This window comes from Roseimicrobium sp. ORNL1, from assembly GCF_011044495.1.
GTDB lineage: Bacteria > Verrucomicrobiota > Verrucomicrobiia > Verrucomicrobiales > Verrucomicrobiaceae > Roseimicrobium.
Map to the genome: position 1 here is coordinate 6,468,150 of NZ_CP049143.1, position 24,038 is coordinate 6,492,187.

At 59.0% G+C, this 24,038-nt stretch carries 18 protein-coding genes; 11 read left to right on the plus strand and 7 right to left on the minus strand.

Annotation, left to right across the window (positions count from 1 at the left end; all coding sequences use genetic code 11):
* The first annotated feature begins 149 nt into the window (after positions 1–149).
* The gene (locus G5S37_RS26035) at positions 150–674 is read left to right on the plus strand and encodes a LysM peptidoglycan-binding domain-containing protein (protein WP_165208119.1); all 525 of its coding nucleotides are present in this window, start codon (positions 150–152) and stop codon (positions 672–674) included.
* A gap of 457 nt (positions 675–1,131) precedes the next feature.
* Here the strand turns inward: G5S37_RS26035 and G5S37_RS26040 are convergent, their stop codons facing one another.
* Complete coding sequence (locus tag G5S37_RS26040) at positions 1,132–2,148, minus strand: D-alanyl-D-alanine carboxypeptidase family protein (RefSeq protein WP_165208121.1); 1,017 nt, start codon at positions 2,146–2,148, stop codon at positions 1,132–1,134.
* 83 nt (positions 2,149–2,231) lie between these two features.
* Here G5S37_RS26040 and G5S37_RS26045 point away from each other — a divergent pair, with 83 nt between their 5' ends.
* Entirely contained in the window at positions 2,232–3,119 is an 888-nt protein-coding gene (locus tag G5S37_RS26045) for a peptidylprolyl isomerase (protein WP_165208123.1), read from the plus strand.
* 149 nt (positions 3,120–3,268) lie between these two features.
* Here G5S37_RS26045 and G5S37_RS26050 read toward each other — a convergent pair whose 3' ends face one another.
* The 3 genes from G5S37_RS26050 to G5S37_RS26060 form a co-directional block, all read right to left on the minus strand.
* A complete protein-coding gene (locus G5S37_RS26050; RefSeq protein ID WP_165208125.1) occupies positions 3,269–4,261 on the minus strand; it encodes a DUF1573 domain-containing protein in 993 nt (330 codons plus the stop codon).
* A gap of 20 nt (positions 4,262–4,281) precedes the next feature.
* Complete coding sequence (locus G5S37_RS26055; protein ID WP_206026146.1) at positions 4,282–5,097, minus strand: hypothetical protein; 816 nt, start codon at positions 5,095–5,097, stop codon at positions 4,282–4,284.
* A gap of 519 nt (positions 5,098–5,616) precedes the next feature.
* Positions 5,617–6,927: a hypothetical protein gene (locus tag G5S37_RS26060; RefSeq protein ID WP_165208129.1), complete on the minus strand. Its 1,311-nt coding sequence runs from the start codon at positions 6,925–6,927 to the stop codon at positions 5,617–5,619.
* 553 nt (positions 6,928–7,480) lie between these two features.
* Here G5S37_RS26060 and G5S37_RS26065 point away from each other — a divergent pair.
* From G5S37_RS26065 to G5S37_RS26080, 4 genes are all read left to right on the plus strand, one after another.
* The gene (locus tag G5S37_RS26065) at positions 7,481–9,547 is read left to right on the plus strand and encodes an FAD-dependent oxidoreductase (RefSeq protein ID WP_165208131.1); all 2,067 of its coding nucleotides are present in this window, start codon (positions 7,481–7,483) and stop codon (positions 9,545–9,547) included.
* Between the two features lie 83 nt (positions 9,548–9,630).
* Positions 9,631–10,593, plus strand: a complete 963-nt coding sequence (gene lgt, locus G5S37_RS26070; RefSeq protein WP_165208133.1) for a prolipoprotein diacylglyceryl transferase — start codon at positions 9,631–9,633, stop codon at positions 10,591–10,593.
* A gap of 114 nt (positions 10,594–10,707) precedes the next feature.
* Entirely contained in the window at positions 10,708–11,910 is a 1,203-nt protein-coding gene (locus G5S37_RS26075) for a hypothetical protein (protein ID WP_165208135.1), read from the plus strand.
* A gap of 85 nt (positions 11,911–11,995) precedes the next feature.
* On the plus strand, positions 11,996–12,790 hold the full coding sequence (locus G5S37_RS26080) for a TatD family hydrolase (protein ID WP_165208137.1): 795 nt from the start codon (positions 11,996–11,998) through the stop codon (positions 12,788–12,790).
* 581 nt (positions 12,791–13,371) lie between these two features.
* Here the strand turns inward: G5S37_RS26080 and G5S37_RS26085 are convergent.
* Positions 13,372–17,088 (minus strand): PVC-type heme-binding CxxCH protein, encoded by a 3,717-nt coding sequence (locus tag G5S37_RS26085; protein ID WP_206026147.1) that lies wholly within the window; start codon positions 17,086–17,088, stop codon positions 13,372–13,374.
* A gap of 89 nt (positions 17,089–17,177) precedes the next feature.
* Between G5S37_RS26085 and G5S37_RS26090 the strand changes: the two genes are divergently transcribed.
* A complete protein-coding gene (locus G5S37_RS26090) occupies positions 17,178–18,107 on the plus strand; it encodes a redoxin family protein (protein WP_206026148.1) in 930 nt (309 codons plus the stop codon).
* A gap of 403 nt (positions 18,108–18,510) precedes the next feature.
* Here the strand turns inward: G5S37_RS26090 and G5S37_RS26095 are convergent, their stop codons facing one another.
* Positions 18,511–19,188 carry a YggS family pyridoxal phosphate-dependent enzyme gene (locus tag G5S37_RS26095; RefSeq protein WP_165208143.1) on the minus strand — a complete coding sequence of 226 codons (678 nt, stop codon included), beginning with the start codon at positions 19,186–19,188 and terminating at the stop codon, positions 18,511–18,513.
* A 134-nt stretch (positions 19,189–19,322) separates the two neighbouring features.
* Here G5S37_RS26095 and G5S37_RS26100 point away from each other — a divergent pair, with 134 nt between their 5' ends.
* A complete protein-coding gene (locus G5S37_RS26100; RefSeq protein ID WP_165208145.1) occupies positions 19,323–20,249 on the plus strand; it encodes an endonuclease/exonuclease/phosphatase family protein in 927 nt (308 codons plus the stop codon).
* Positions 20,250–20,481: 232 nt separating this feature from the next.
* On the opposite strand, the gene G5S37_RS26105 is transcribed toward G5S37_RS26100, so the two are convergent.
* On the minus strand, positions 20,482–21,168 hold the full coding sequence (locus G5S37_RS26105; RefSeq protein ID WP_165208147.1) for a family 16 glycoside hydrolase: 687 nt from the start codon (positions 21,166–21,168) through the stop codon (positions 20,482–20,484).
* Between the two features lie 53 nt (positions 21,169–21,221).
* On the opposite strand from G5S37_RS26105, the gene G5S37_RS26110 reads away from it, so the two are divergent.
* The 3 genes from G5S37_RS26110 (at position 21,222) to G5S37_RS26120 (ending at position 24,036) form a co-directional block, all read left to right on the plus strand.
* Positions 21,222–21,851 carry a L,D-transpeptidase gene (locus tag G5S37_RS26110; protein WP_165208149.1) on the plus strand — a complete coding sequence of 210 codons (630 nt, stop codon included), beginning with the start codon at positions 21,222–21,224 and terminating at the stop codon, positions 21,849–21,851.
* Positions 21,852–21,897: 46 nt separating this feature from the next.
* Entirely contained in the window at positions 21,898–23,175 is a 1,278-nt protein-coding gene (locus G5S37_RS26115; protein WP_165208151.1) for a 4-hydroxy-3-methylbut-2-enyl diphosphate reductase, read from the plus strand.
* A gap of 366 nt (positions 23,176–23,541) precedes the next feature.
* A complete protein-coding gene (locus G5S37_RS26120) occupies positions 23,542–24,036 on the plus strand; it encodes a hypothetical protein (RefSeq protein ID WP_165208153.1) in 495 nt (164 codons plus the stop codon).
* The last annotated feature ends 2 nt before the right edge of the window (positions 24,037–24,038 follow it).

A 24,038-nucleotide genomic window follows, 5' to 3' on the forward strand; every position in this document is an offset into this window, starting at 1 on the left:
GAGGGAAGGATGCTAAGAAGTCCGCGAGCGGGGTGCAACCGTGCAGGTGGAGTATTTTTGACCCGAGGAAGGGACCAGAGAAAAGGATTGCATTGCTTAATCTTTCCAAAATAATAAGGGTGCCCATTCAACCCCTGTCTCTCCCCCTGATGAATGTTCGCCCCTGCCTGTCTTTGTTGACTGCTGCCTTGCTCACCCTGAGCGGCACCTCGTGCACCACCTGGAAGAAACACTTCGGCAATGAATCCGACGGAGGGTACAGCTCGGCCTCGGCGGACGGCAGCGGGTACAATCCCTACCCCGGCAGCTCCGGTACGCCGCAGTACCAGACGTACAACTCCACTCCGGCACAGCAGCAGCAGCCTCAGTACCAGACCTACACGCCCTCTCCGCAGCAGCAGCAGAACTACGCGCCGCAGCCGGACTACACCCCCTCTCCTGACTACAGCGAGCCCGCATCTTCCACGCCCGCTCCCAAGAAGTCAGCGACTACCACCAAGAAGAAGAGCTCGGGTGGCGGCGGCGGCGGCAGTGGTGGCAGCTACACCGTGAAGCAGGGAGACACGCTCTATCGCATCGCCTTGAACAAGAAGACCACTGTCAGCAAGCTGAAGAGCAAGAACGGGCTGACGTCTGATGTGATCCATCCCGGGCAGGTGCTGAAGGTTCCGTGAGCGAGCACCTGCCTTTCGCGGTGATCGATGATGTCCAGTCCAAGCAGTTCCGCGGACTACGCCCTGCAAGGCGAACGCCCTCTCACCAAAGATGCGGTAGGGATGCGCTCCTGCGCGTCCCTCTTTAGGTGGGCGAAGGCGGGGTGGAACTGCGGCACGAAACGGCCTCGCTACGTGGAATTCCCCTCCGCCTCCGCCCGCTATCTACGGACGCGCAGGAGCGCATCCCTACCGTCCCTTTTGTGGAGGGCGTTGAGATGCAGGGCCAATGGTGCCTCAGGGGCTCGATAGTGTGTTCGTCTCGACGATGAACTCGCAGGCTATTGTCCTCCGGTACAAATTAAATCCTCAGGTCATGCTTATGGGCACTCCTGCCCCGCAATGGCGTTACCCGCGGAAAAAAATAAGGCCGCGATCCACTCGGGACCGCGGCCTCTCAAAAGTTCCGTCGGCAATGCTACTTGCTCAAACCCCAGCGCATCATCGCGATGCCGTCATTCCAGATGTACTTGGTCCGGGTGCCGAGCTGCACGAGCAGCACATCCCTGCGCCAGTTGTGCGCGGAAGAGACGAGGCAGCGGCCCGCGGCCACGGTATAGCCGGTCTTCATGCCATCGCACTCGGCCATGCGTCCGAGGATTTCATTCGTGTTCTCCAGGGTGATGGTGCGGCCACTCGCAAAGCGGAAGGTGTAGTACTTGCGCCGCACGATGTCGCGGATGATCGGATTGTTATGGGCTGCCATGCCGATGCGGGCCATGTCCCGGGCGCTGGAGTACTGGCCTCCGGCTGTAAGCCCATGGGGGTTGCAAAAGGATGATTGCGTGGCTCCGGCTGCGCGGGCGCGGGCATTCATCTTCGAGCAAAACGCACTGATGCTGCCGGCATTGTCTCGCGCGAGGACATTGGCCACGTCATTGGAACTCTTGACCAGGAACGCATAGAGCAGCTCGCGGCGGGTGTACACTTCGCCCGGCTTCACCCCCAGCTTCGAGGGCTCCACCTGCACGTCGCTGGCCGCGATACGCACGGTCTTGTCGAGGTCGCCCGCTTCCGCAACGATCAATCCAGTCAACAGCTTCTGGGTGCTGGCGACGCCGCGCACGGTATCCGCATTACGTGCAGCGAGGACCGAGCCATTCCTCGCATCCACGAGGATGTAGGAGCTGGCCATGATGTTCGGGGCATTCTGGCCGACATTGGACGGACTGCTAAATGGCGCGACCGGCTGTGGCAACGGCGCGGAGGCATACGGCGAACTCTGATCCCCGGCGGGCACGGCATAGGACGCATATTGATAGCTCGGCGCACCGGGATAGCTCATCCGCTGGGAGCTATCGCCCATGCCGCCGGGATAGTACCCCGTCGGTGCGGCGCGCGGCGGCTGGGGTGGTGGGGTGGACGACGCGCAGCTGGCGAGGCTGAACGCTGCGAGCAATAGGGCTAAGGGGGCGGCCAGGGCTTTGCGATCCATCGGGACAGATCTTCAACCAAAATGGGGGATCCGCAATATGAAGTTCCCATTGCGCGGCCGTTTCCGTAAGCCTTTACTAAGCCATGGCTCTGATTGTTAACGGCGAAGAAATCGAGGACGAAATCATCGAGAATGAGTTTCGCACCATCAAGGGGCACTACGAGCGCACCCTGCAGGTGGCGTGTTGCGAACGCGATCCGGAATTTCGCGCCCTGGCCAAGGATAACCTGGCCTCCCGCATGATCATCCAGCAGGAGGCGGTGAAGCGTTTTCCCGAGGTTACTGATGAGGATGTGCAGAACCGCCTGGCCAAACTCATTGAGGAATCCGGCAGCGAGGAACAGTTCCTCATGCGCATCGGCATGCCGGTGAAGGATGAAAGCTTGCTGCACGCCCAGGTCTCCAATGGAGTGCGCATGGACAAGATGATGACGGCCGTGTACGCTCCGGAGCCGTCGCCAACCGATGACGAGATGCGCGCGTGGTATGAGAAGAACGTTCAGTACTTCCTCACCGACGAGGAGGTGAAGGCCTCCCACATCACCCTGAGCCTCGCCGGCGCGAAAAGCCGCGCTGAGATCTTTGCGTTGATGCGTGAGCTGCGCGGCAAGGCGCAGAACGGCGCCGACTTCGACGCCCTCGCCTCCGAGCACAACAGCAACAAGGAAACACCGCCGGACCTTGGCTGGTTCAAGCGCGGCGAGTTCATGGAGGAGTTTGAATGCATCGCCTTCTCCATGAGTGAGGGCGAAATCAGCCCCGTGTTCACGACCCAGCTTGGTTTTCACATCTGCAAGCTCACCGGTCGCAAGCCCGCCGTGCCGAAGCCCTTCGAGGACGTGAAGGAAGAAGTCCGCCACCGCATGCTCGAGCACCATCGCGACGAGAAGTTCAACGTGTTCGTGGATGAGTTGAAAAAGAGCGCGAAGATCGAGGACCTGGATCCCGACGAGGAGATCGGGGGGCATTGACGATCGGCCCCTGAAGGGAGCGCAAAGATTACCTTTAGTGGGATGTTCATTGAATCATCCTGCTGGTGTTCAATGATAACATCTCATTGCCGTCCGCACGGGCACCCATTCTTGAGAGTTACCACAACACGATCCATCTGCTGCGCCAACTATCTAGGCAGAGCGTTGTTACCTTCTGGAATCGCGAGGTATACCGGAACTATTAGAGATGACGCACGGGAGGTCATGCCCGTGACCGATATAAATCCGTACTCGTACACTTTGGCATTTGCCAAGGAGACGGGTGTGACAACGATCTTATCACCTTCAATCTTGGGCTCCATCACAACCTGCGCGGTCGGCGATTTCCAACTTACAGAACAGTCCTTCAAAGCGCCGGAAGGGTGCACTGCAATCGAGACGGCTTTGCCAGTTTCCATCGACGTGATGACAAGCACCCCCGGCTTGGCCTTTACATCGTCCCGCAACCGCCCGCCAATGGTGTAAGGCTTCTCAATCCATCTGTCGTTCAGCTTGACTCTGCACGCCAGATTGAAGTCAATTTCCCCGGAAGGCAGCTTGTCTGGCTGTACTTTGACAGTGAATGAACCCTCCGCTCCGGACCACGTTGGCCGCACGATCTCCAAAAAATCCACAGGTGAGGAAATTTCCACGCCTTGCAGGTCACCGGCATTTCGGTCCACACTGAAGCGCACGTCGAAGCTTGTCTGCTGTTCTCTCAATTGAGCAGCCGTTAAGATCATGCGATCGGGAGTGAAGGACAGCAACCGCCGGGTTTCATAGTTGATGTCAACCAACGCCACCTTGCGGCTGCGCTCGTTGATCTTGAATGCAATCTGCTGCTTGTGCGGGCCCGGTTTCCAATCCGACCGCAACGCACCCGAGATGGATTGTCGCGCTCCCGCCTCGAGATCAAATGCCTTGTGCGCGGTTACTACGCAGCTGCAGCTGGTTGAGGAATCGCTGATCTGCAAGGTTCCAGTCCCTGTATTCGCAATATCAAACAGGAAAGGAATATTGACATTCGGTTCCACGATTCCGAGATCGATAACCGCGGGCGCGACAAACGTGGCAGATGAGCCTTCCTTGCAGGAAGTCGTGAAGGTGAGCGCCAAAAGCGCAAGAGCAAAACGGTGAATCATGAAGCCTGATTTGCTTACGCCTATCTTTTGATCTCGACTCCGAGATCCCGGTCCACCAGCCGTTTGGCTGCCGCACGAGGAATGGAAAACTCCTCAGGTGGTGGCTTCACCGACAGAATCTGGAAACTGGACTCGTCCAGCTTTACTTTCCAATACATTCCCGAATCAGGCACACGACCCTGCCCAGGTGTCTCCACTAGTACTGATGGAATGCGCAAACGGCCTCCGGGTCCCTGCGCTTCCAGGTATTTCTCAATTCTGAACTCCATGATTGTACGTCCCGAACTCTTGTCCAGAGTACTCACGGACGTTGGGTACATACTCCCCGTAGGAATTGTCATGGTAGTGACAAGGTCATTCACACCCTCCTTGGTGAGTGTGATCTGGCCACCGTCAACCTTGACGACAGCACCCTTGGTACACTCCATCCAGAATTTGGTGCTGGTGATATTCGGCAAGGCGAATAACCGGTAGTCACTTTCTGAGAACAGTGACCGGAAAGGAGCAAAGAGAGGGTTTTCACCAAATGCTGCAGCAGTGGCAAGGTGCAGCTTGGTCAAATCGGAGCCCACATAGACTGTGTCTGCCTCAGTCATGTGTCGGTAATAGCTCATCCCATCGTAGCAGATATGCTCGACAAGTTTGCCTGAAGAGGGTTCCTGCTGTTTGTAGCTAAAAGCTCCATCGAAATGCGTGAATTCTGTCCGCCGAGATAATTTCTGAACGGCAGCACCTGGAGTGTGGACTTCAATATCGGTGTTATATGTGAACTTGCAGTTCGGCAACTTTGCAAAGCCATCCGCCAAGCCTCCGAGAAACACCCCGGGAGCATTCATCAGTTCCGGGACGGGCCCAGGCTCCACAGGAGCCTGAGCCATTCCACGAACCACACCTAAAAACACGGACACTAGAGACGCGCAAACAAGAACACGCATGAGGATGTAGTCCTGGTTTACTGACTGCCGCTCGGAGGGTTGCAGGCCTGCACATGATCATTGCCGATTTTGCCGGTTACCGTGGTACACCCCCCATTACCGGTAACTAAGTCGGCACACCTGTCGCCTATCGAACTGGCATCCTTGGTGAGTTGGGGCGCCGTCGTGGTTCGGTTGGGCTCTCCGATATTGTCATGCTTAAAGTAGGAGCCATTGCCGAAAGGATCCCGGCAGGGCACGATGCAGACCACTGAATCACGATAAGTATCACACGTTGGCGTTTGTGCTGTCAGCAGGAAGACTCCAGAGACCGTCAGACTAGCGGTGACGAAGGCAGCGAGGAGGATGGTTCGACTTCTCATAATGAGGTTACCGGGTGATGTTATTTCTTTTTTGGTGTTTGCTGAAGGATAGATGGGATCAATATGAACGGATCAGTTTTCCCTTGTGGTAGACGCGGTAGACACCGTCTTCGAGGACACGAGTCCATTCCCCCGCTTCATCCTTATTCAACAGACCATCGGAGCCAAACCTGGCTCGATACGTTTCCAGCGTGTTTCCTGCGGGGTCTGTTTCAGTCTGCTTGCGTAGCATGAGGGCCGAACCATCCGGCCGCAGACCATAAAAGTCCTTCCTGATGCGTCCGTCGGGCTCAAAAGTGAAAATTGTTCCACTTTGATTCGCCCGCGCCTTTTGCACCACGGTACGTTTGCCATCTTCGATTTGAACCACCTGTGGACTGGTAGCGCCTTGCGGAAAGGTGGTTTCTATCTGTGCTTTATCCACCGACAGGATGTTGCCGGTTTTGTCATTCCAGGAAAAATACCGATTATACAGGGCACCTCCCTCCGGGCACTTCCATTCCATCGAGACTTGTCCGCTGTCCGATTTGTTATTGGTGACTGTAACGACGCGATTGCCTGGTAAAATGATTTCTTCCAAGACATTGGGGAAGCTTTCATTGAACACCTTGGCCGCAACCCTACTGTTCTCCGGAATCTTGGTGTAGCGCAGGGCAACGCGCTTATCCTGCTCTGAAGGCGTGAGAGTAAGATGGTGCACCAACCCCTCACGTGACTGCCCAATGGCCAACACTGTTGATCCTGCGCCATTGACGATCTTTTCCAGGAGACCGGAACGTCCGTAGATCCAGTGCAACTCGAATTCCCCCTTGCGCTCCATCGAACGAATTCGCCCCTCTTCATACTTGAGTTTGTCTTCGCCGGAAGTCAGTTCAATATGGCTGCCATTAACTTTAGCCTGCCACTTCCCATTGGGGCTGTGATATGCATCAGCTTTTGCATCACGGGCCAGGCTTGCATATTCCCCGTCTGGCATCAGGACGAGACACGTTTCCTCTGACTCTTGTACGGCACACGCATCGAGAATTGGCAACTGCCAGCCATAGGGCAATGCACCGGCCATGGATAAACTAGGAATGTACCGAATCGCAACAGGCAAGCTCCGGCCAGGCAGGGAAATGCTCGCAAGAGGAAGACTGATATCCACGCGACCGCAGCTGTCGTACCCGCATGACGGCACCATAACTTCAGTGCGATCCGGGAGCCTCACTTGCTGCGCCCATGCGGAGGCGGCAGCAAAGAGATAAGCAGCCACGATGCATGTCAGATGAGCTGCCAAGACCCTGCATTCTGAATAAGAACACAGGATCTTGCACCTAAGAAAAGCGGCGCCTGCAGGCTGTTTATTGTCATTGGCAAGGCGCTCCATGATAATAGACCCATTAGGGGAGAGTGCGCCGAGACTCTCAGATATTCCCTCATGCGCAAGGTTATTTCGCAAAACCAATCATTTATTTATGACTATAAATAGATATTGAATGGCCAACGCATGGAGAAATTTTGACGCCTTCATCTCAAACTCTAAATCTTCCTTCTGCTATAGGTAATGTCTGGTGCGCATCTTCAGACATACGGCAGGTCTTTCCTAATTCACCCCGGCGACTCCAAGTACGGCATTGCCAATATTCCTTCACCTGAGAGAGGCCTCGCTCTCTCCCGGCGTGATCTAAGCTGGTCTCGCTGATGCAACGATCTCATTTCATCAGGTGGTGATTCGCGTCTTACCTTTCACCATGGCGGCCCAGAAATGGCGGTGATGGCGCAACTCAACCAAGCAGCCCATGCCTCGAAGCATGGGCGCCATGCTACCCTGAAGCCAAACCGGCTGGCAAGAACGTACCCCTTGATGAAACAATGCTGTCACCGATCCTCCACTTTTGCGTCTTTGCACGCAGGCACGTTGTGTGCGTACATCGCAGACCATGAGCACCGTACCCGCGCGACATTATGATGTGGTCATCCTCGGTGGTGGATTTGCCGGAGTATACTGCGCAAAGCACGTCACGAAGCGGTTGAAAGGCACCGGCAAGAAGGTGGCGCTCATCGCAGCGGAGAACCACATGGTCTTCCAGCCCATGCTGCCGGAGGTGGTGGGCGGTTCGCTCTCTCCCCGGCATGTGGTGAATCCCATCCGCCTCATCTGTCCTCGCGCGGATGTCTTGAAGGGCACCGTCTTCGCCGTGGATCTGCACCACAAGTCGCTCACGCTTACCGGCGGCCAGTTCACCCCGGATGTGAAGGTCACCTTTGACCACCTCGTGTTGTGCCTCGGCGCGGACGTGGATGTGAGCCGCATCCCCGGCATGGCGGAGCACGCCTACCTGATGCGCAATGTGGGTGACGCCATGAAGCTGCGCGCCGCCATCATCTCCCGCATGGAGGAGGCGAACCTCATCTCGGACGCAACGGCACGGCGCAAGCTGCTGAACTTCGTGGTGGTGGGCGGCGGCTACTCCGGCGTAGAGACCGCCGGCCAGATCATGGACCTGCTGCACAGCGTGTCCAGGTTCTACGAGAACATCAAGCCGGAGGATTTCAGCGTCAGCCTGATTCACAGCCAGGAGCATCTGCTGCCCATGCTGAGCACCTCCCTGGCGATCTACACGGAGAAGAAGCTGGCGGAGATGGGTGTGAAACTCATGCTCAAACAGCGCGTGCGCTCCGTGACGGCCCGCTTCGTGCAATTGGAGGACGGCACCAAACTGGAAGCCACCAATGTGGTCTGCACCGTGGGCAATGCGCCACACCCACTCATCGTGCGCCTGGGCCACAGCCGGGCGCTCACCGTGGAGCGGAACAAGGTGCTGGTGAATCCCACGGGACAGGCGCTGGGCCAGACCCACGTGTGGAGCGCGGGCGACTGCGCGAGCTTCCCCAAGTCAGGCGGCGGCAGCTGCCCGGAGACGGCGCAGTTCGCCTATCGGCAGGGCCTCATGATCGGCGACAACATCGCGCTGGCCATGAAGGGGGAGAAGCTCAAGACCTTTGACTTCACCGGACTCGGAGAGCTCGCTTCCATCGGCCACCGCAGCGCCGTGGCGAACATGATGGGCTTCAACTTCTCCGGCATCCTCGCCTGGTTCATGTGGCGCACGGTGTACCTGATGAAGCTGCCCGGCCTGGACCGCAAGCTGCGCGTGATGACGGAGTGGACCTTTGACCTCTTCTTCCCACGCGACATCAATCTGCTCACGCCGCAATACTCCTCCCCCATGGAGGAGATGCACCTGGAGGCGGGGGACATTCTCTTCCTGAGCGGCGAGCCGGCGCAGTCCTTCTACGCAGTGAAGCAGGGCCGGGTGAACATCACCGACGAAAAGAACGAAGTGGTGAAGTCTGCCGTGAAAGGCGACCACTTCGGAGAGCGCGCCCTGTTGAGCGACCGCATCTGGCGCTTCAATGCGACCGCCATGGAGCCCACCACGCTGGTGGCCATCAGTGCGCGCACGTTCGACAAGCTGGTGTCCTCTATCGGCTCCCTGAGCCAGCTCTTCAAGCGCACGGCGGAAACGTATGACAAGCCGCAGGACATCGAGCACGTGCTGGCCAAGCTGCCCCAGCGCTGCCGCAGCGGCGTGGCGAGCGATTTGATGATCACGGATCTAGCCGTGCTGCGTGAGGATGGTCTGCTCAGCGAGGCGCTGGAACTCTTCCAGAAGGAGCGCCACAGCACCTACCCGGTGGTGGATGCCTCCGGCCATGTGCGCGGCGTGCTGCGCCGGCGCGAGTGCTACGAGTGGCTGAAGCACCACGTCATGGATGACAAGGCACGCATCCGCGATCTCCCGCTGCACCGCCCCCTCTTCATCCCGCCGGACATGCCTCTTCCCGATGTCTTCGAGACCCTGATCCGCACCGGTGCCAGCAAAGCGATTGTGAGCGGCTCCGACTTCAAGCTGCAGGGCATGCTGACGCTGTACGATGTGCTCACTTGTCCCGTGAACCCCGAAGCGGCCGCCCAACCTGAAGCCGCAGTGCCAGCGATGTGACCTTGCCTTGAGGCGAATGCAGGGCGAAATATCCCCCCGCCCCATTTCCCTGTTCTGCCCTGCCTGCCCCGTCTTACCGATCCATGCTCGCCTACTACCTGCACGACCTCAGCCCTGTCATCGTCGAGTTCAGCGAGCGATTCAAAATCCACTGGTACGGGTTCGCGTATGTGATGGGGTTCTACTTCTGCTACCTCGTCATGGTGCACCTGGCGAAGAAGGGCCTCGGTTCGCTGAAGCCGGATCAGGTCGGCGACTTCATCACCTATGCCGCCCTCTTCGGGGTGGTGCTGGGAGGCCGGCTGGGATACATGCTTTTGTACAATTTCGATGGATTCATCGAGAATCCCCTTTCTCTTTTCAGGTTGTGGGACGGCGGCATGGCCAGCCATGGTGGCATCGCTGGCCTCGCGCTCTACTCCCTGTGGTATGCAAAGCGCCACAAGATCTCCTGGACGGGTATCGGCGACAACCTCGTAGTCGGCTCGCCTCTGGGCATCCTCTTTGGTCGCCTGGCAAACTTCATCAATGGTGAGTTGTACGGCAGGCAAACGGATGTGTCTTGGGCGATGAAGTTCCCCACGGAACTGCAAGAGAAACACTTGCGGCACATCGCGCCCTCTGATTGGGGTATCACTGCCCCGGGCGATGTCTTTCCCAAGCACAGCAACGAAATCGTGGCTCTGGTCAAGACCGTCCCGGATGGGATGCAGAAGCTCCAGGAGGTGCTGACGCCACGCCATCCTTCACAACTCTATGAGGGGGCTCTTGAAGGGTTGCTTCTCTTCCTTATCCTCTACTCCGTGCGGGTGAAGTTCAAGAACCTGCCCAACGGCGTGCTCACGGGCCTCTTTTTCATTCTTTACGCCATCTTCCGAATTTCCGTGGAAAATCTCCGGCAGCCAGACGTCGGCATCGACCCCATCATGGGACTCACACGCGGTCAGTTCTACTCCACGTTTATGATCGCCATTGGTCTGGCCTTCTTGATCTTCGGCTTCAAGTGGGGACAGCGGCCTGGATTGCAAAACGCGGGGGAGAAGTAGTCGTTCGCTGCAGATCCGGCGGACGGGTGTCGGGAGGCGTACTATTGAGCAAAATGCGCATGGGCTCGGTCTGACAGTGACCGGCCGGGTCCGGCGTGTTATGTTTTTCCTGTCATGAAGCCTTTTCCCCTGTCGCTCCTGGCTGCGCTGTTCCTGCTGCCCTGCGGACTCCGCGCCGAAACCCCAAAACCGGAAGCGAAAGCGCAAGAGCCGGAAACGAAGCATACGGACTTCGTTCGCTTTCAGGAGGACAAGAAAGGCGCGCAGCTCCAGACGGCCATCGCCACCTATCGGAACAGCCGTGGCGTGATTGTGGACCTCATCGGGGCCATCCACATCGGCGACAAAAACTACTACGACGTGCTGAATGCCTACTTCGAGGACTACGATGCCGTGCTGTATGAGATGGTGGGCGACCCGGTGGAGCAGTATGAGGACGAGGCAGCGCCGGAGCCGGAGCCGCAGCCTCGCAGGAAGGATCCGCTGCCCTTCAAGAAACTGAAGCCGAAGATGCCCGAAACTTCTCCAGCAAAGCCGGATGCCAATCCTGAACTGGAACGGCGCCTGAAAGACATCGAGGAGTACGTGGAAAAGGCCGCTCCCAAGTCCAGTGGCTCCTCCAAATTCGAGGCGGAAGCGGCGGCCCGTGAAAAGCTGCGCTGGCTGCACCCCATGTACGACATGCTGCGGAACACCCTCGCGCTGGAGGCGCAGGTCGAGTGCATCGACTACACGCGGCCCAACTTCGTGCACGCGGACATGACCGCACGCGCCTTCGCAGCCAAGCAGGCGGAGCGCGGCGAAAGCTTCATCCAGCTCTGGATGCGCATGGCCAAGGCGCAGGCACTCGCCCCCAAGTCCAGCTACCAGGACCCCGGTCTGCTCAAGGTGATGGAGATCCTCTGCCGCCCCGACAGCGCCACGGAACTGAAGCGGCTCATGGGACGCATGTTCGACACGGTGGAAACCGTGATGTCAGGTATGGAGGGGCCGGAAGGGTCAGTGATCATCTCCGACCGCAACAAGGTGGCGCTCGAGGTGCTGAAGATTCACCTCGCCCTGGACAAGAAGAAATTCGGTATCTTCTACGGTGCCGCGCACCTGCCGGACATGGAGAAGCGCCTCACGAGCATGGGCTTCACCCTGGAGAAAGTGGAGTGGCTCACCGCTTGGGACCTGCCGCCCGAGCCGCCGCCGTACAAGAGGGAGACCGCTCCGAAGACGGAATCCAAGAAGGCCGAACCCGGAGCACCTGCCACGCCTTCCACCCCGGAAGCAGCCAAGCCCGCGCCCGCGTCCCCGACCGAAACGAAGTAAAGGCGCTCTCCATTCCAGCCTTGCGGAAGACCAGGAATGCGGCTTGAGACAGGCCCGCTCCGCTTCACGATCCTTTTCATTTTTCATGCTCACGGACAGCCACGCCCACCTCGCCTCCAAGCAGTTCACGAACGAAGTGCCGGAACTCATCAATCGCGCCCGTGCGGCTGGCGTTTCGCGCATCATCTGCATCGGCACCACACTGGAGGATGCGAAGCAGGTGTTGGAGATCGCGGATGCCTATGAAGAGGTGTACGCCACGGTGGGCATTCACCCCTGCGATGCGGACACGGTGACCGATGCGAAATTCACCGAAGAACTACGCGCGCTGGCGGAGCATCCCAAGGTGGTGGGCATCGGCGAGATCGGCCTCGACTATTATCACAAGCCGCCGGAAGGATTTACCGAGCAGCAGTGGAAGCAGCATCAGGCCTTTGTGCTGGAGCAGCAGCTCGCCCTCGCCGCGGACATGGGATTCAATGTGGTGTTGCACAATCGCGAGAGCTTCGAGGATCTCACCGCACATGTCCTGCCCTGGTCAGGGAAGCTGCGTGGCGTGTTTCACTGCTTCACCGGCACTGCCGAACAGGCACTGCCGCTGATTGAGAAAGGCCACCTCGTGAGCTTCACGGGCATCGTGACTTTCAAGAATGGGCAAGTCATCCAGGAGTGCGCCAAGGCCGTGCCAGCGCATGGGTTCATGCTGGAAACCGACTGCCCTTACCTCGCGCCGATGCCGCACCGTGGAAAACGTAACGAGCCCGGCTACGTGGCGCACACTGCCGAGTTCGTGGCTAATCTCCGCGGCGTGAGCGCGGATGAACTCGCGCGGACGACGAGTGAGAATGCGACGCTGTTCTTCAAGAAAAGGAAGGGGTGAGAAGCTCACGCGGTGTGCTGCAGCAGGCTCAAGGAGTGGGGGCATTCCTGTCCCCACTCATCTGGCCAAAAAAACTCACAGCCAATACAACACCTCAACGAGGATCTGCGCTTTGCGTCCTGGGTGCAGTGGCAAGTCCTGCTCCTTGCCCGTGAACGTCAGGTAAAGGATATGGAAGCGGTGCCGAAGGCCTTGGACTGCGCGCAGCCCTGCTGCCGCTTTCCTTAAGTGCAGCCTGCTGCACGCTTCACCGCGACGAAGTCGCCAAGCTTTTCTGGGCAGGTCACCATACGAGTGAATGTCACCATCGCCGCAGCAGGCTGCGGACTCTGGAAAGCGGCAGCAGGGCTGCGCGCAGTCCAAGGACGCTGCGCGTCACAGCATCCGGTTCGTTCGTGATTGTTGCCCTCTCCTCTGGCTCATACGCATCCATCGTTTCATTGAGTTGGCGCCACTCCGATGGAAATAATCGCTTCGTTCACACGAGTGGGTTGGTTTTGATTTTCGGGAAGTAGTACCCATTCCAATGGGGACAGGAATGTCCCCACTCCTTGAGAGCTCCCAGCGCCACTGCGCCCCCCTCACTTCCTCGCCAGCAGGTACGCGAGCAGGTCATGCAAATCCTTCTCCGGTATCAGCTCACCAAAACCCGCAGGCATCAATGAGAACTCGCTGACTTGATCCTCCGTGATCTCCGCTTTGGAAATCGCGTGCTCCTGGCCGGCAGCATCGGCGTAGTACTGCACGCCGTCCTGCTCACGGCGGAAGAGACCTGTCATGAGGTTGCCATTCTTCTGCTTCACGAAATGCAGGCGGAAGGCCGGATCCACGGCGCGGTTTGGATCCAGCAAATCCTCCAGCAGGCGCTCGACACCACGGACGCCGATGCCATCGAGTTGCGGACCAACCAGATTTCCCGTGACACCGATGCGGTGGCAGATGGCACAATTGATTTGGAAGACCTGCTGTCCGTGTGCCTCATCCGACTTCGCGGTCGCGAATGACTTCAACCGCGCCGCGATGATGCCCTTCGCGGCCTCATTCGTCGGCGGAAGATTCGCAGTGATTTCAGTGAGACGCTTTGCAATCGCCGGAGCGTCCAATGCCTTCACCTTCCCGCTCACCAGCGGATCCGACAGCACGCGGGCCGGCGCAAGAGCCAGCAACTTCTCCGCGCTCGCGGATGTGCCTGCCAATGCCGTGGCGAGCTTCACCTGCGCACGAAAGGGAAGCGAGCGGAAAGCCCTGCCGAGTTCCTCCGCAGCGTTCTTGGGTGCCGTGAGCACGGAGAAGACCGTGGCGGAAAGTTCCGAGTCAGATGCGAGTGAAGCAACCTGGGCGTAAGGCATGTCAGGAAGAGTACTGACGAAGCATTCCGCCAGCGCACTGCGCGTCGCGGCACTGAAGCTGTCTTTGGCGCCCAGCTTCGACAGGAAGGCCAGCGCGTCGCGAGTTACCCCTTGTTCCCCGGCGAGGTTTGCCAGGGCACGAATACGTCCATCGCGTCGCTCTTGATTCTCAGGCAGGGCCAGCACCGGCAATGCAGGTTCGAATCCACCCACTGCCAGCCATGCATAGGCTCCCGCTGTATCACCATCGGTTAGTTCCAGATACACCTTTCCGCTCCCCCTTGGGATGACGCTGTGCTTTTCTGCAGCTTCGGATTTCGTGATGAACTTCCATGTCACCTGCTGCGCCACGTCACCGCGCGGAGGCTCCACCCTGGCCAGCTCCCGTCCGTCAGCCGCGTCCACGAGGCGGATGAAATTTTTTCCATGGGATGCCGCCGCTGGGAAACCGTTGTGGCCGACCACCCAGAACGAAATTTGATTGGGGAGTTCGAAAGTGCCGGAACGGAATGTGCCGGTGAGCTTCTCACCTCCGGGAGGATGGCTGTCGAGCAGCGTCCTGTTTTGTCCATCCTCGCACTTCACCATCCTGGCGTGCCATGGGTTGGGATTGGTATCCGTGGGCGGAGTAGTGAGCGTCCAGGTGGTGGCCGTCTCTTTCTGCAGCGAGGAGAGGAGTTTCTGTGCTAACTGCCTGGACCACGCACGCATCGCATCTCCCGGAGAGGCGCCGCTCTTCTTCTGTCCCTCGCGAATCGCTTCATGCAAATCCAACTGACCATCTAGGTCCGTGGCGAAATGTTCCTGTACCAAGGTGATCAGTTCTGACTCACGGGTCGCCGGCAGGTTCCTTGCCAGGTGAGCGATCTTCGCGGGGAGATCTGGAGTGGCGCTGCCCTTTTCCTTCACGTACTTGAGCAACCATTCGGCGGACTCGCTGGTGGGGATGGAACAGGCAACGAAAGCCAGCTCGTCATCATGCCGGGTCCTCGGAAATTTGAGGTCTTCATATTTCTGAAAACCACCCGGTTGAGAGAGCAAGGCGCGCGCCGCCATCCTCCATGCGAGAATGAGCGCGGGATCTCCGGAATCATGCACGAGGAACAACTCTTTGCGGGCCTCGTTGCTGTCATCATTTGAAGGATAAAGAATGAGTGGCGGACCAGGATACTCCTGCGGATGCTGCGCGATGGCCAGAGCGCCCGCTCGCATGGAGAATCGGCCCCGTGAGTCGAACTGCAGATTGGGCACCATGTGATCCCCTTCAAATCCGCGACTTCCAGGGAACCACGTTTTCTTTTCCGCGATGGCGTTGATGCAGTGGACGGAGAGCCGTTCATGATCACCTGTCAGTACAGTTCCTCCCACCATCAGCGTACGCGCAATGCGGGACGCGATGGCTTCATCTCCCAAACGAAAGGCCACCCACATGGCGTGCACATCCTGGATGCCGATGCCGCCTCCCTCATCGATTTGCTGGTCATCATAGTCACTCACCAGCGGTGCGTCCTCCGCTTCCGTCTTCCCCGTGATCTCCTCCCTCGCCAACTGCAGCGCCGGGCGACCAATGCGTGAAATGAGCTCCTCCGTCGCCAGATAACGCCGCGTGATGTTCGGTGAAGCCAATTCCTGCATCAGCTCGCCCGCCTTCTTCGCAGCGAGGTTGCAGTCGCTGAGCTTCCCGGTGTACCCCTCCTTCACCACACGCCAGATGCGACCACGCTCGCGATCGCGTCCCGGATGATCCAGCGGCACTTCATAGTGGCCGATGATGCGGTTGTAGAAATCCACCACGTACAAAGCGCTATCTGGACCGAGATGAAGATCCACCGGGCGGAACCACGGATCCGTGCTGGTCATGAAGTCGGGTTCCTCATTGGCTTTCGGCGTGGTACCATTGAAGGTGACGTGGTCTTGATTCACCTTCGAAGTCACGGGATTGCCAAGAAAGGTGTGATCATCCCACTCGGGTCCCCACACACCGCCATCAAGGTACACCACACCGGAGATGCCCGTGCTGCCGTGCGAGTGCGCGCACATCACGGGAGCGAAGCCCAGGCCGTCGTGAGGTTTCCCAAAGCTGGGATAGAATGCGCCGCGGATGAGCTGGTAGATGGGCGAGCTATGGCAGTCTGCGGAGTACAGATTCCCCATCGAATCCCAGCACAGGCCGAAGGGATTCACCTGCCCTCGCGTCCAGATTTCGACTCGTGATCCATCCGGCTTGAAGCGGAAGGTGTTTCCACTGTGTAATTCCAGCGAGGATCCATCCTTCGCTTTGATGTAACTGGTGTTGTTGAACCCGTGAGTGGCATACACCCACCCATCCAGCCCGAGGCGCAGACTGGAGATCATGCCGTGCGTATCCTTCTCATAGCCCAGCGGGCCGAGCACAATCGAACGCTTGTCGCACTGGCCGTCGCCATCCGTATCTTCGAGATACAGAATGTTGGGGATGCTCCACGCGATGCAGCCATTTTTGTACGGCAGCACGCCGGTGGGAACATTGAGATCCTTGGCGAACACCGTCACCTTGTCCGCCCGGCCATCGCCATCGGTGTCTTCCAGAATGCGGATGCTGTCCCTGGATCCGGGTGCAGCGGTGGTATCCGGTGACCACTTGTCCTTGGGCACGGCGTAGGGATACTCCCGCGTGCTGCTCACCCAGAGACGACCTCGTGCATCAAAGGCCATGTTGATGGGCTTGCCACCGAGTAGCGTCTCGTCAGCAAAGAGCTGCACCTGAAACCCCGCCGGCACCTTGAACCCCTGCATCTCCTCATTCGGTGACAGTGCCTCACTCTTGCGCACGAGGTGTTCGTCCTGCCCCTGAAGCAGCGCCGCAGTCATGAGACACACGGCGGCGATGGCGCCAGACCGCGAGAGGCTACGAGAGAAAGGGGAATGCGAGTCCGGAGGCATGGCTTGTGGATACGGATGAGCTGACACGATTTTCCGTGATTTTCCCGAGGGGATTGGTTCATTCTGAAAAGTCGATTTTCATCGACATTTCATCCGGTTCTCCGAGTATTTCCCCTATGAGCATGCGCCTCCTTTCCACTCTTGTCATCGCCACGATTTGCAGTTTCGGTGCCTTGCAAGGCCAGCAGATCTCGGAAGAGCAGGCACAGAAACTCTTCAACTCGGAAGCGAGCCTGGAAGAGTTCACCAAGGCGGCCGAGGAAGCCGCGAAGGCCGGGGTGCCTGCCCAACTCCTCGCCGAGGCGAAGCTCGTGTGGGGACTGCGCAACGCAAACACGGATTACCTTACCAAGATCCTTCCCGAGCTGGAAGCTGTTGCAAAAAATTTCAAGGTGGAGGAGGCCGCCGCATTGGGAACCTTGGATGACTTCAACGGCCTCATTAGCTACATCCGAGCCCTGGATGCCGGAAAGCGCGGCGATGAAACCGCGCTGAAGAAGCACATCACCGAGGCCTTCTGGCTGAGCCCGGAGCAGGGCGAGTTGTTCGGCTCGACCATCACGAACTTCCGCAAGGACCAGAAGATGGCCAAGATCAGCGTGGACATGAAGCTGCCCATCACCACCAGCAAGGGCGAGGCCACGACGCTGGCGGATCAACTGGGTACGAACAAAGCGATCCTGCTGGACTTCTGGGCCACGTGGTGCGGCCCCTGCATGAACCTCATGCCCGAGCTGCGCAAGAAAGCCGAACTGCTGAAGAAGCACGGCATCGTGGTGGCCGGCATGAACAATGAAAGCGATGAGTCGAAGGCTGATGAAGTGCGCGCCAAGAAGGACATGAAGATGCCCTGGCTCGTGGAACCCAAGGGCAGCCCCTTCAGCGAACAATTGGGCATCGACAGCATCCCGCGCATGATCCTGCTCTCGCCCGAGGGCAAGGTGCTCTTCAACGGCCATCCCAATGAACCCGGCCTCTGGGCTGCGCTCAAGAAACTGAACGCCACGATCGAGGCACCCAAGGAAGAATCCGAGGCGAAGAACTGAGCAACTATCGAAGTTTGCGCAATAGGCTGACGTCGGTGGACTGCATCTCCGAAATTGCTGCCTGAAGGGCTGCGGGAGCCCAGCCCAGGGTTAGGGAGCCTAAGCGACCGACACCCTGGGTGGTGTACACAAATACATCCCACCCTGAAGGGGTGGAGGAGCCGTCACAAGAAGCACGTCACGCGTCAGATGATTGCCGCATTCTCCGCGACCCCTTCAGGGTCGAGCATCTTTTCTCATCTACCCAGGGTGTCGGTCGCCAAGGCTCCCTAACCCTGGGCTTTGCTCCTGTGCCCCTTCAGGGCACGGCTGCCAGACTGATGACTGCCAAATATTTGCGATGGCACTGTCAGTCTATTTCACAAGGCTCATTAGGCAGTGGAACCGAACCGCGTTGCTGTTACTAGCGGGAACCAAAGATGGCGCTGCCCACACGCACCAGGGTGGCGCCTTCCTCCACGGCCACGGCGTAGTCACCGCTCATGCCCATGCTGAGCACGGGAAACTTTGTCCCCGCCATCTTCTCCAGCTTGTCGCGGTACTCGCGCAGGAAGACGAAGTGCTTCCGGCTGTCCTCCGGTTCTTCGCTGATGGGTGGCACGCACATGAGACCGTGAATCTCGATGCGGTCACACTGCAGCAGATCTTCGAGCTGGGTTTCCAGCTTGTGCGCGGGGAAGCCATGCTTGCTCGCCTCCTCCGCGACATTCACCTCCAGCAGCACCTTGGGGAAAACACCCAGCTCACCTGCGATGCGGTTGATATCGTAGGCGAGTTCCAGGCTGTCCACGCTCTGGATCATCTCCACCACGGGCAGCACCTTGCGCACCTTGTTGGACTGCAGATGGCCGATGAGATGCCAGCGCAGTTTCGCCGGGAGATCCGGCACCTTGCCCAGCAGTTCCTGCACGCGGTTCTCGCCGAAGAGCAGTTGCCCCGCTTCTACAGCCTCTCGGACGGCCTCCGCGCCAAACGTCTTGCTCACCGCCACGAGTTCCACGTCTTCAGGCTTGCGGCCCGCTTTCACGGCGGCTGCGGCGATGTGTGACTGCACTAGTTCGAGGTTGTCGCGGATATCCATGGATGCGTGGAGCAGCGTGTGACCGGACCGTAACGCGACACGGGCGCGTGGGGCAAGTGGGATTCGCTACCGCCCGCTCGTTTGTCCTCAATTCAGCTCTTGCGCCTGCTGTGGCTCACGCGAAAGAGAGCGCCATGAATTTTCGCACCAAGCTGCATCGCACCGCAGGAATGCTCGGCTGCCTGCTACTGCTGACTGGCATGCTGCTGCACCTGACGGTGAGGGATGAACACACGCGGATTGCGACGCTGTTCTATGCCATGCCGCTGCCGCTCATCATGCTGGGCTGGCTCATCGCAGCGGCGTGGCATTTCCGGCGGCGGATGCTCATGGTACTCTGTCTCGCACTGGCGCTCGTGACAGGCTTCTGGTGGCAGTCCGTGTCCTACAAAAACGAAAAGGCACCGATCACGACCGCCACCCAACCAGCAGGCGCACGACTGAAGGTGCTCTATTGGAACATGGCCTACCATCGCCTGCCCAGCGAGGATCTGGATCAGCTCATTGCGAAGCATCTTCCGGATATCGTTGGTCTCGGGGAAGTAGGTTTGAGATCCGGTGACCCCAATCCCCTGGTGCGAAATCTTCCACCAGGCTACACCGCCGTCCGTCCCGAGCACGGCATGGCATTCATCGTGCGCGGCGCGATACAGGTGAAGCGGGTGAAGAAGTTGAAGGGCCGGAGCAAGTTCGTCGAGGTGGATGCCACGGTCGACGGACGGGTGTGGCACCTCGTGCTGGTGGACGGTGATGCAGACCCGCTACTCTCGCGTGAAGAACTGCTGGAGACGGTCCTGAAAACCAGCACGCTTCCAGGCACGCTGGTGATGGGTGACTTCAACACGCCGCTGGAGTCCGTCTGGTTTGACCGCTGGCGTGCTGCCGGGCTGCATCACGCCAGCGAAGGAGCACGCCAGGGCTTCCGCGAAACGTGGCCCCGCCATTGGCCCTTCCTCACGATTGATCACGTCTGGTGCACGCCTGAGACGCAGCCTCTGCATTTCGAGCGCGTGAGCCTGCCTTCCTCCGACCACCTCGCGATCGTGACCAGCTTAAAGTAGGCAACCCCTACCCCATGCAACAGGACGAGCGCACCCAAAGGAGCGTGGACACTCCTGTCCGCCGTTCTGTGGCATCGCGAACTCTACCGTGTGGAAACTGCGAAGTTGCTTCTCAGAAGCAGCTGGTGGCATGGGGCCTTGCCTGCCATATGAAAGAAAGAGGTTCCTCAGGGGCAGCGGACAAGAGTGTCCACGCTCCTTTAGGTGAGCCGCGTGAGCTGTTTTACCGGCACTACTTCTTCTCCACCTTCGGCGCCTCAGCCGCCAGCGGCGTGAGCTTCACATTCCGGATGCCGGCGGTCGTCGCGTACGTGGTGAGCGAGAGCGGCAGGTAGTCTTCAATCGGACCTGCACGTACGCCAATTTTCTTTCCCTCGATGTCCACGTCGATGACCTTCTCCTCGCCCACCCAGACGGAAATGTTCGCCGGGGTCACACGCAGCTTCACGGCATACCATTTTTTGTCGTCGAACTTCCGGTAGTGGCCGGTGGAGTTCTCAGAGGCATCCATGCCGTCGATGCTGGAAATGCCGGTGACGCTGCCGCCCCAGCCGCCGAGCACGAGGGTGGCGCAGGTCTTGGGGCTGCCCACGGGGAAGGTGAGCCCGCAGAAGAAGTCCACGCCCTCCAGCCGCTGGGCATCGAGGGTGATCTCATAGTTGGTCACGGGCAGATCCTTGGCCTTCTTGTAGACCACGCCGGTGATGGACTCCCCCGTGCCGATGATCATGTCCTTGTCCTTGATCTCCACGGAGCCGCTGCCCCCGGCATCGCGGGCCTCCCAGTCATCGAGCGAGCTGCCGTCAAAAAGCACGATGGGCTTGCCGGCGGGGGCGCTGGCGGCAGCCGCTGGGGCGGGGTCAGCGGCAAAAGCGGGGCTGGCGAGAGCAAGGAGGAGCAGGAAACGCAGTGGGTTCATGGGGAAGACAAAACGTTGGAGAAGGGCAGGATGTGTGCTACGAAGCTCACCGCATGAGATTTCCGCGTCAATTCCACAAAATTGCCATCCGCGTGGCGCTGGCCTGTGGCCTCGGCCTTCTGGCAAGCTGCACGACCGCCAAAATCGGCCGCCACCCCTACTCCACCACCTACGACCCGCCCCTGCTCCAGGCAAACAATCCCTCCGCAGTGAAGGTGAAGCTGAGCACCGGCGCCCAGCGGGTGTACCTCGTGGAAGGTAACCGCGTCCTGCTGGCTTCCCCCTGCTCCGTGGGCACCGCGAGCTCCCCCACCCCGCTGGGGAACTACACCATCTACAACAAGACCTTCCAGCGCCGTCGTGTGAGCCAGCCCGGAGCTGGCTACCCCATGACGTACTGGATGGAGTTCAAGTCCGCCTACGGCATGCACTGGGGCTTCGTGAAGCCCTACCCGTGCACCCACGGCTGCGTGCGCCTGCCCATCAAGACGGCGCAGAAGCTCTTCAGCGCGGTTCGCCCAGGTACCCCCATCTCCATCGCCACCTCCCATCCGGAAGACGCCACGGTTGGCAAGACCCTGCCCATCCTGGATGATGGTCCTATGCCCGACCCGCCCTGGAACTACATGATCAGCCAGCAGGTCTTCACGGACGCGGCAAAGGGCAAGTTCTACACGTATTGATTTAGCTCGTTCCGGCTTAGTTTAGGTTAGATTGATTCCCCACGAAATGTCCGCACCCACCGCTTCCGCCAGTCCCGCTCCCGCCAAAACCCGGCGCGTCAATGTCCGCACGCCGGAGGTGATGGAACGTGTGCAGGCGGAGGTGGAGACCCACTACCGCAGTGTGCTCGTGGAGAACCTGCGGAAGGCGGGCGGTGTGCTCAGCGTGGGGAATACGACCATCCGCCTCGCGCGTGACTTCGGCTTCTGCTACGGCGTGGAGCGTGCCATTGACCTGGCGTACGCGGCTCGCCGTGTGTTCGCGGATCGCAAGGTGTACCTTCTGGGTGAAATCATTCACAACCCTGAGGTGAACCGCCAGCTTCAGGAGATGGGCATCATCAGCATCCCCATCAGCGAACATGAAGCGACGCTCTCCAAACTGAATCCCGAGGACGTGGTCATCGTGCCCGCCTTCGGCGCGGAGACGCGGCTCATGAATATCATCAGCGAGCGCGGCTGCTCCGTGGTGGACACCACCTGCGGCGACGTGATGAGCGTGTGGAAGCGCGTGCGTGGCTATGCCAAGCAGGGCTTCACCTCCATCATCCACGGAAAGGCCGAGCACGAGGAAACTCGCGCCACCTCCTCCCGCGCGATGGGTGATTCCGGTGACGGGCACTTCCTCGTGGTCCTCACGCTGGATGACGTGGACTACGTCTGCGACTACATCCGCAAGGGTGGCAATCGGGAGGAGTTCCTCAATCGCTTTGCCGTGTCTGCCTCCAAGGGATTCGACCCGGACAAGCATCTCACGCGTGTGGGTGTGGCCAACCAGACCACGATGCTGAAGTCCGAGACGGAAGAACTGCAGCGCCGCGTGCAGAAGGCCGTGGAGGACCGTGATGGCGTCGAAGCAGCGACGAAAAATTTCCAGGTGTTCGACACCATCTGCGGCGCCACACAAGAGCGGCAGGATTCTCTTTTCGACATGCTGCGCAAGCCGTTGGATGTGCTGCTCGTCGTCGGCGGTTACAACAGTTCCAACACCACCCACCTGGTGGAAATCGGCGAGAAGGAACTCCCCACCTTCTTCATCCGCACCGCCGAGTGCCTGAAGAGCTTCAGTGACATTGTGCACTTCGACCTTCACCTGAAGGCGGAGAAGACCAGCTACTCCAACAAGCTGGCCAGCGACGAGTCCGTGGTCGTCGGCGTCACCGCCGGTGCCTCATGCCCGAACAATCTGGTGGAAGACACCATCATCCGCGTGTTTGAGCTCCGCGGCATCCCCAAGGCCGAAGTCATGGCCGAGGCGGAACGTGTGGCGGCTCCGGTGGAATAGGGCTCACAACAGGTGTACGTTCACGCTGTCATGGAACGGACCATCCAGTCATTTTCCAGTTTTGAGGATGCTGACGAGGCAGACCGCAGGGAACGCTGGGCCATGACACCCGACGAGCTTCTTATTGCCCTGGAGACCTTGAGGTCCTACAACTATCCCGATGGAGAGACTGCCCCAAGACTTCAAAGAGTTCTTGAGTCTGTTGAATACCCCTGAGATGGACTATCTCCTCCTTGGAGGATACGCCGTCGCCCTTTTGGGATAGGATGTGGTTAGCAACAAAGTTGCTCGTACTCACCAGCATATCCAGAGCCCAAGAGGTTCGCTTCGCCGTCTTTCTCGGTTCAACTTAAACACACATCCAAAATGGGCTATCATGTTCACATCACCCGGGAGAGGAATGGCGTTGCCTCAGATATCCCGCTGGAGGACTGGCTGCGGCATGTAGAGGACTCACCAGAGCTGGAATTTGAAAGGCCCGAGGGCGATGACGTCGCAAGCGAGTTCACGCGTTCCATTCATGCCGCCCGTTGGAAGGGTGCCAGTGCCGAAGATGCCTGGCTGGGCTGGTCCAGCGGTGACATCTGGACCAAGAATCCCTCGGAAGATCTCATCGGCTACATGATTGAGATCGCCCCCAAGTTCGGGGCGCGTGTTCGCGGCGATGAAGGGGAATACTATCGAACCTTGGATGACGTGTACTACGAGGATGAGGGACGCGAAGTCCCCTGGCAGGAACACGCTCAAAAGCAGGTGGCGGCCGTAGCCTTCCACCGAAAAAAGCGGTTGGTGTGGAACCTCATTCGCATCATACTTCTGCTCCTCACTGCGTACCTGTTTGCGCAGTACCAGTTCCGCTAAAT

Bases quoted from the DNA above. Each gene is read 5' to 3' on its own strand.
- G5S37_RS26060 (WP_165208129.1), bottom strand. From the start codon at position 6,927: ATGGAGCGCCTTGCCAATGACAATAAACAGCCTGCAGGCGCCGCTTTT.
- G5S37_RS26110 (WP_165208149.1), top strand. From the start codon at position 21,222: ATGAGATTTCCGCGTCAATTCCACAAAATTGCCATCCGCGTGGCGCTG.
- G5S37_RS26045 (WP_165208123.1), top strand. From the start codon at position 2,232: ATGGCTCTGATTGTTAACGGCGAAGAAATCGAGGACGAAATCATCGAG.
- G5S37_RS26100 (WP_165208145.1), top strand. From the start codon at position 19,323: ATGAATTTTCGCACCAAGCTGCATCGCACCGCAGGAATGCTCGGCTGC.
- G5S37_RS26105 (WP_165208147.1), bottom strand. From the start codon at position 21,168: ATGAACCCACTGCGTTTCCTGCTCCTCCTTGCTCTCGCCAGCCCCGCT.
- G5S37_RS26055 (WP_206026146.1), bottom strand. From the start codon at position 5,097: ATGAATGCTCCCGGGGTGTTTCTCGGAGGCTTGGCGGATGGCTTTGCA.
- G5S37_RS26090 (WP_206026148.1), top strand. From the start codon at position 17,178: ATGAGCATGCGCCTCCTTTCCACTCTTGTCATCGCCACGATTTGCAGT.
- G5S37_RS26115 (WP_165208151.1), top strand. From the start codon at position 21,898: ATGTCCGCACCCACCGCTTCCGCCAGTCCCGCTCCCGCCAAAACCCGG.
- G5S37_RS26065 (WP_165208131.1), top strand. From the start codon at position 7,481: ATGAGCACCGTACCCGCGCGACATTATGATGTGGTCATCCTCGGTGGT.
- G5S37_RS26080 (WP_165208137.1), top strand. From the start codon at position 11,996: ATGCTCACGGACAGCCACGCCCACCTCGCCTCCAAGCAGTTCACGAAC.
- G5S37_RS26040 (WP_165208121.1), bottom strand. From the start codon at position 2,148: ATGGATCGCAAAGCCCTGGCCGCCCCCTTAGCCCTATTGCTCGCAGCG.
- G5S37_RS26050 (WP_165208125.1), bottom strand. From the start codon at position 4,261: ATGATTCACCGTTTTGCTCTTGCGCTTTTGGCGCTCACCTTCACGACT.
- G5S37_RS26120 (WP_165208153.1), top strand. From the start codon at position 23,542: ATGGGCTATCATGTTCACATCACCCGGGAGAGGAATGGCGTTGCCTCA.
- lgt (WP_165208133.1), top strand. From the start codon at position 9,631: ATGCTCGCCTACTACCTGCACGACCTCAGCCCTGTCATCGTCGAGTTC.
- G5S37_RS26095 (WP_165208143.1), bottom strand. From the start codon at position 19,188: ATGGATATCCGCGACAACCTCGAACTAGTGCAGTCACACATCGCCGCA.
- G5S37_RS26035 (WP_165208119.1), top strand. From the start codon at position 150: ATGAATGTTCGCCCCTGCCTGTCTTTGTTGACTGCTGCCTTGCTCACC.
- G5S37_RS26075 (WP_165208135.1), top strand. From the start codon at position 10,708: ATGAAGCCTTTTCCCCTGTCGCTCCTGGCTGCGCTGTTCCTGCTGCCC.